This window comes from Spirillospora sp. NPDC049652 (assembly GCF_040675125.1).
Classification (GTDB): Bacteria; Actinomycetota; Actinomycetes; order Streptosporangiales; family Streptosporangiaceae; genus Spirillospora.
On record NZ_JBFAOF010000449.1, the window covers coordinates 1 to 5,612 of the forward strand.

Annotated in this window: 5 protein-coding genes and 1 pseudogene; 4 read left to right on the forward strand and 2 right to left on the reverse strand. The window is 71.9% G+C overall.

What is annotated here, in order from left to right:
* Positions 1 to 1,148, forward strand: a pseudogene (locus tag AB0J52_RS24835) (hypothetical protein); the annotation flags it as partial.
* Between the two features lie 168 nt (positions 1,149 to 1,316).
* Here AB0J52_RS24835 and AB0J52_RS24840 read toward each other — a convergent pair.
* Together AB0J52_RS24840 and AB0J52_RS24845 are read right to left on the reverse strand one after the other, a co-directional pair.
* Positions 1,317 to 1,544, reverse strand: coding sequence for a DUF397 domain-containing protein (locus AB0J52_RS24840; protein ID WP_122198920.1), 228 nt, complete (start codon positions 1,542 to 1,544; stop codon positions 1,317 to 1,319).
* A gap of 74 nt (positions 1,545 to 1,618) precedes the next feature.
* On the reverse strand, positions 1,619 to 2,485 hold the full coding sequence (locus AB0J52_RS24845) for a Sco1979 family transcriptional regulator (RefSeq protein ID WP_500184567.1): 867 nt from the start codon (positions 2,483 to 2,485) through the stop codon (positions 1,619 to 1,621).
* Between the two features lie 294 nt (positions 2,486 to 2,779).
* Here AB0J52_RS24845 and AB0J52_RS24850 point away from each other — a divergent pair, with 294 nt between their 5' ends.
* The 3 genes from AB0J52_RS24850 to AB0J52_RS24860 all read left to right on the forward strand — a co-directional run bounded on the left by AB0J52_RS24850 (position 2,780) and on the right by AB0J52_RS24860 (position 5,495).
* Positions 2,780 to 3,427 (forward strand): ATP-binding protein, encoded by a 648-nt coding sequence (locus tag AB0J52_RS24850; protein WP_500184568.1) that lies wholly within the window; start codon positions 2,780 to 2,782, stop codon positions 3,425 to 3,427.
* Between the two features lie 248 nt (positions 3,428 to 3,675).
* Entirely contained in the window at positions 3,676 to 4,053 is a 378-nt protein-coding gene (locus AB0J52_RS24855; protein WP_500184569.1) for an STAS domain-containing protein, read from the forward strand.
* A 182-nt stretch (positions 4,054 to 4,235) separates the two neighbouring features.
* Positions 4,236 to 5,495 (forward strand): M16 family metallopeptidase, encoded by a 1,260-nt coding sequence (locus tag AB0J52_RS24860; RefSeq protein ID WP_500184570.1) that lies wholly within the window; start codon positions 4,236 to 4,238, stop codon positions 5,493 to 5,495.
* The last annotated feature ends 117 nt before the right edge of the window (positions 5,496 to 5,612 follow it).

Genomic DNA, 5,612 nt, shown 5'->3' on the forward strand with positions numbered 1-5,612 from the left:
CCGTCCCCGGCGACCAGTCCGCCGCGGTCACCCAGGCCGGCGCGTTCGGCGGACAGCCTGTGGACAACAGCGGCGGAAACGGGCTCTCGCCCGCGCAGGGAGCCGCGAACGTCCCGGCGGCCTTCCCGGCCGCGCCCGGAATGCCCGGAGCCGACCCCGCGAACGCGTCCAACCCGGGTTCTCCGTTCGCCCAGGGCACGTCGGGGCCGAACGCCTGGGGCAACACCGGCGGTTCCCCGAACCCGGGCGGCGGCGGGTGGGCCGAGGCGTCCAACCCGGGGGCTCAGGCCACCTGGGCGGACGCCTCGAACCCCGGCAACCCGCAAGGACCGGGCATGCCGGCTCACCACGGCGGGCCCGGCATGCCGTCCAACACCGGCGGATCGGGCACCCACCCCGGGGGCCCCTGGCCGAACGCGGCGGGCCCCGGGATGCCGGGCGGCTCGGACGGGCAGACGAACCCGGGACCTCCGCCCGGAGTCGCCTGGAACGGCGGCGGTCCCGCGCCGTCCAACGGCGGGAAGCGGAAGCTGCTGGTGCCGCTGGTCGCCGCCGCGGCCGTGCTCGCCGTGGTCGGAGGCGTGTCGGCGTGGGCGCTCACGGGCTCGGAAGACGGCGGGAAGAAGGACAAGACCGTCGCCCAGGGCGACGGCGCGACCGGCGCGCAGCCTTCGGGCGAGGCCGCCGGCAAGGTCGGCGGGAAGAGCAAGTCGCCGAGCAAGAAGCCCAGCACCAAGCCGTCGTCCTCCGCCTCCCCCACCAAGAGCGCCTCGCCGAAGCCCGGCGACGGCAAGAAGCCCGGCAACTCCCCCTCGAAGGAGCCCGCGAACCAGTACACCCCGCAGCAGGTCTGCAACTCCGGCGGGCACGGCGGCGGGTTCTACGTGCAGCGGTCGGTGGCCGCCTCGGGCGGCACGGCCTACATGCTCTACAACGCGTCCGGCTACAACTGCGCCGTCACCATGAAGACGACCGGCGTCGGCAGCAAGACGGCGGTCTCCGTGTGGATCCAGGCGACCGGAGGCGGGCAGGTCTCCGACTCCGGCGCGTTCCAGTGGTACGCGGGCCCGGTCTATGTGAAGGCGCCCAAGAAGTGCGTCCGGTTCGGTGGGAACGGGGCGTCCGCCCCCTGGGGCAACTGCGGCTGAGCCGACTGCGGTTGAGCCGGCCCCGGCTCAACCGACACCCCGCGGCGAGCACGGTGCGGCCACACCCACAGGAGGGCTCTGACGGTTACTGCGGCGGCGCTGTGTCGCACGGCGACGCCGCAGTCTCCTGCCCTTCCGCGGTCCCCCAGCGGGCCGCCGGGCGCGGTCTCAGTTGTCGGACGGTGCGATGAGGTGGTCGAAATCGCCGTCCTTCGCGCCGAGGATCAGCGCCTCGATCTCGGGACGGGTGTAGATGAGGGCGGGGCCCTCCGGATGGCGCGAGTTCCGCATGGCGACGCGGTCGCCGGGGAGTTCGGCGATCTCGACGCAGTTTCCTTGGGAGTTGCTGCGGCGCGACTTCAGCCAGCGCGCACCGCGCAGGCTGGTCGCCGGCATCCCGTTGTAGGGATAGGGAACGGCGTGTGGCCGACCGTCGCCGGTCGGGAGCTTGGGCTCGTCGGTCGGGAGCATCATGTCTCTCTGAGGAAATCACCGAGAAGCTCGACGGTGTGCTCCGGGGTCGCACTGTCGACGGACAGGCGCTCCATGGCCTGGAGGTACGTGTCGACGTCGTCGCGCTTGTCGAGGTACATCGCGCCGGTGAGGCTCTCCACGTACACCACGTCCGGAAGGTCCTGCTCGGGGAACCGGAGGATGGTGAACGCGCCGCCCTCGGCGGCGTGCGCGCCGAACTTGAACGGCATGACCTGGATGGTGACGTTCGGCAGCTTGGACACCTCGATGAGGTGCTCGAGCTGGCCGCGCATCACCTCGGGCCCGCCGATCGGACGCTTCAGCGCGCTCTCGTCCAGGACGGCCCACAGCCGGGGCGCGTCCGGAGCGGTGAGCCGTTCCTGGCGCTGCAGGCGCAGGCTCACGCGTTGTTCGATCTCGCTTTCGGGTGCGCCCGCGTTGCCCTGCTGGATGATGGCCCGCGCGTAGCCCTCCGACTGCAGCAGCCCCGGGACGAACTGCAGCTCGTAGGTGCGGATGAGCGCCGCCGACTCCTCCAGACCGACGTAGGTCTGGAACCAGTTCGGCAGGACGTCGGTGTAGCGGTGCCACCAGCCGGGCGTGTTCGCGTCCCGGGCGAGCTGCAGCAGCGACTGCCGTTCGCGCGGGTCGTTGACGCCGTACAGGGTGAGCAGGTCTTCGACGTCGCGTTCCTTGAAGCTGACCCGCCCCAGCTCCAGTCGGCTGATCTTGGACTCGGACGCGCGGATGACATAACCGGCGTCCTGGCGGCTCACGGCCTTCGCCTCACGCAGGCGACGGAGCTGTGAACCGAGCAGGATGCGGCGGACCGTCGATCCGGTACCCGGCGTCTCTGGAGCCACGCCCAACCTCCCGGCCGTTCTGGCGGACAGCGAACCTAGTGTGCCATCGCCCGGCGGTCTCCGCCGGGGGGCGTGGGGACGGCGGTCCCCTTTCGACTCTTGACCTTGGAATCCGTCCTTCGAAAACCTCCTGTTCTGACCTGGTCTGTGGCCGTCTGGAGCGTGCAGACGCCAGATGCACGTGCATCTGGCGATGCATTTGGCTCTTGCATTCGCACGCTACGATGCGCAGGATAACGCACGAGACTTCCGAGCCATGGCTGCACAACGAGATCACTCTGCGGGGTCCCGGGAATGACGTCACGCCACGCGCACGACGACACGCGCTGGAGGGTCGAGTCCGCCGCGCACGCAGCGTCCTCTGCCCCCTCCGCCATGCCGCCCGCCGCACCACCCGGTGCGGCCGCGACGAGCGTGCCGGAGGCCGCAGACCTCCCACCGCACCTGGACCACGCCCTGCATGACCTGGTCATGCCGCGCGGCGCGGCGGTCACGTTCACGGTGCTGCCCGACCCCGAGTCGGTCACCGCGGCGCGCCACTTCACCCTCACCCGGCTGTCCGAGTGGGGCCTCGCGCCGCTCGGCGACGACGTGGGCCTGGTGGTCTCGGAACTCGTCACCAACGCGCTGCGGCACAGCGGCGGCACCAGCTCCTGGTGGACGAGCCCGGACGGGCACCGCGGCGACGTCCACGAGTTCGGGGACGCCTCGGACCCGCTGTGCTCCGCCCCCACCGCCATCCGACTCCGGCTCCTGCACCGCGCGCCGTGGCTACTGTGCGGCATCTTCGACGCCAGTTCCGACGGCCCGCGCCGCAAGGAGCCCGACTACATCGCCGAAACCGGACGCGGCCTCCACCTCGTGGAGTCGTTCAGCTCGCGCTGGGGCTGGTCGTCCCTGCCCTTCGGCAAGGTCGTCTGGGCGATGTTCCAGACGGCCTGACACCCCCCGTGCCGGACACCCGGACACCATCGCTCCGGGCACCCGGACATCGCCGTGCCGGACGTCCCGTCCGGAGGCGCGGAGACGTCCGCGCGGGCAGGCCGCCACGTGCGTTGCGCGGCTCGCCGGGCGTCCCACCTGCGACGTTGCCGCGGCACGGTCCCCAGCGCACCCGGGGAAACAGCGGGATAACCGCCGGTTCCCCGGGTATAGCCATTCACCCATCGAAGCGCTGACAGGGAGTGGTCGTGGAATTCGCGGTCGAACATGAGGTCGTCCAGGACGTCACCGTGGTGAAGATCAACGGTGAGATCGATGTGTTCACCAGTCCGCGGCTCCGCGAGAACCTGCTGGAGATCATCGACAACGGGGGCCTGTACCTGGTGGTCGACCTCGGGGAGGTGACCTTCCTGGACTCCACCGGCCTCGGCGTGCTCGTCGGCATCTACCACCGCCTGCGCGCGCGGGACGGCTCGATGTCGTTCACCGGGGTCAACGAGCGGGTCCGGCGGGTCTTCCACGTCACCCAGCTCACCAAGATCTTCGTCCTCCACGACAGCCTGGAGGAGGCGCTGGCCGCCCACCAGGCCGCCCTCTCCTCCCGCGAGACCCCGTCCCAGTCCTGAGCGGACCCCGCTCCCGGCCGTCCGCGCGCCGCCCCTCCCAGGTCGCCGCCGACGGCGTCACTGTCCGCGCGCATGAGGGGAAGTCCCAGCCGGTACGGTGAATCCGGGGATCAAGCCCGCCCCCCGGCGGGCGGCGGGGTCTCCCCGGATACCGATCCACCGACCGGACGGGAGCACGCTTCGTGGCCGAACAGCCGCTGCATGAGCACACGCTCGGCAATGGCCTGCGGGTGGTGGTCTGCGAGGACCATGTCGTACCGCTGGCCGCCGTCAACATCTGGTACGGCGTGGGCTCGCGGCACGAGCACGCCGGCCGCACGGGCCTCGCCCACCTCTTCGAGCACCTGATGTTCCAGGGCTCGGGCAACGTCGCCGAGGGCGAGCACGCCGCGCTGCTGGAGGCCGCCGGCGCGTCCTTCAACGCCAGCACGTCCTTCGAGCGCACCAACTACTACGAGACCGTCCCGGTCAGCCACCTGGAGCTCGCCCTGTGGCTGGAGGCCGACCGCATGGGGACGCTCCCGGCCGCGCTGACCCAGGCCAACCTGGACAACCAGCGGGACGTGGTGAAGAACGAACGCCGCCAGCGCTACGACAACCAGCCCTACGGGACGGCCTTCGAGCGCCTGTGCCGCCTGACGTTCCCCTCCGGCCACCCCTACGCGCACACGCCGATCGGCTCCATGGAGGACCTGGACGCCACCACGCTGGAGGACTGCACGTCCTTCTTCGGCACCTGGTACGCGCCGCACAACGCGGTGCTGTCCATCGTCGGCGACGTCGACCCCGAGGAGACGCTGAGGGCCGTCGAGAAGTACTTCGGCGGCATCCCGGCGGGTCCGGCCACCCCCGAGGCGCGTCCGGGCGCTCTCGGGCCGCTCAGCGGCGTCACGAACGAGTTCGTGGACGAGGACGTGCCCTCCCCCGCCTACTTCGCGATGTTCTCGCTGCCGACCGACGGCGGCGACGACATCGAGGCCGCCGAGATGGCCGCCGAGGTGCTCGGCGGCGGGTCCGGCTCGCGGCTGTACGACCGGATGGTCCGCCGCGACCAGATCGCCACCGAGGTGTGGGCCGGCGTCACCCGGCTCGCGGACGGCCCGTCCCTCGCCCTGGTCGAGGCGGTCGGCCCGGACCCCGAGAAGATCTCCGCGGTGCTGGACGAGGAGCTCGCCCGGTTCGCCGCCGAGGGCCCCACCGACGAGGAGGCCGCGCGCGCCGCCGCGCAGGCCGAGCGCGGCTTCCTGGAGCGCACCGAGACCGTCACCGGGCTCGCCAACGCGCTGTCGCAGAACGCCCTCCAGTTCGGCGACGCGTCCCGCGTGTTCACCGCCCCGGCGCGCGCCGCCGCCGTCACCGGCGACCAGATCAAGCAGATGGCGGGCCGCTGGCTGGCGCCGGGCGCCCGCACCGCGCTCACCTACGGAGGTGCGTCCAAGTGACCGAGGCCCTGAGACTCGCCGAGCGCCCCGTCCCCGGCCCGTTCCCGGTGTGGGCGTTCCCGGACGCGGCGTCCGGCCGGGTGCCGTCCGGTCCCGCGACGCTGCGCTGCGAACTGC

Coding starts and splice junctions, on each gene's coding strand:
- AB0J52_RS24840 (WP_122198920.1), bottom strand. CDS start 1,544: ATGCCGGCGACCAGCCTGCGCGGTGCGCGCTGGCTGAAGTCGCGCCGC.
- AB0J52_RS24850 (WP_500184568.1), top strand. CDS start 2,780: ATGACGTCACGCCACGCGCACGACGACACGCGCTGGAGGGTCGAGTCC.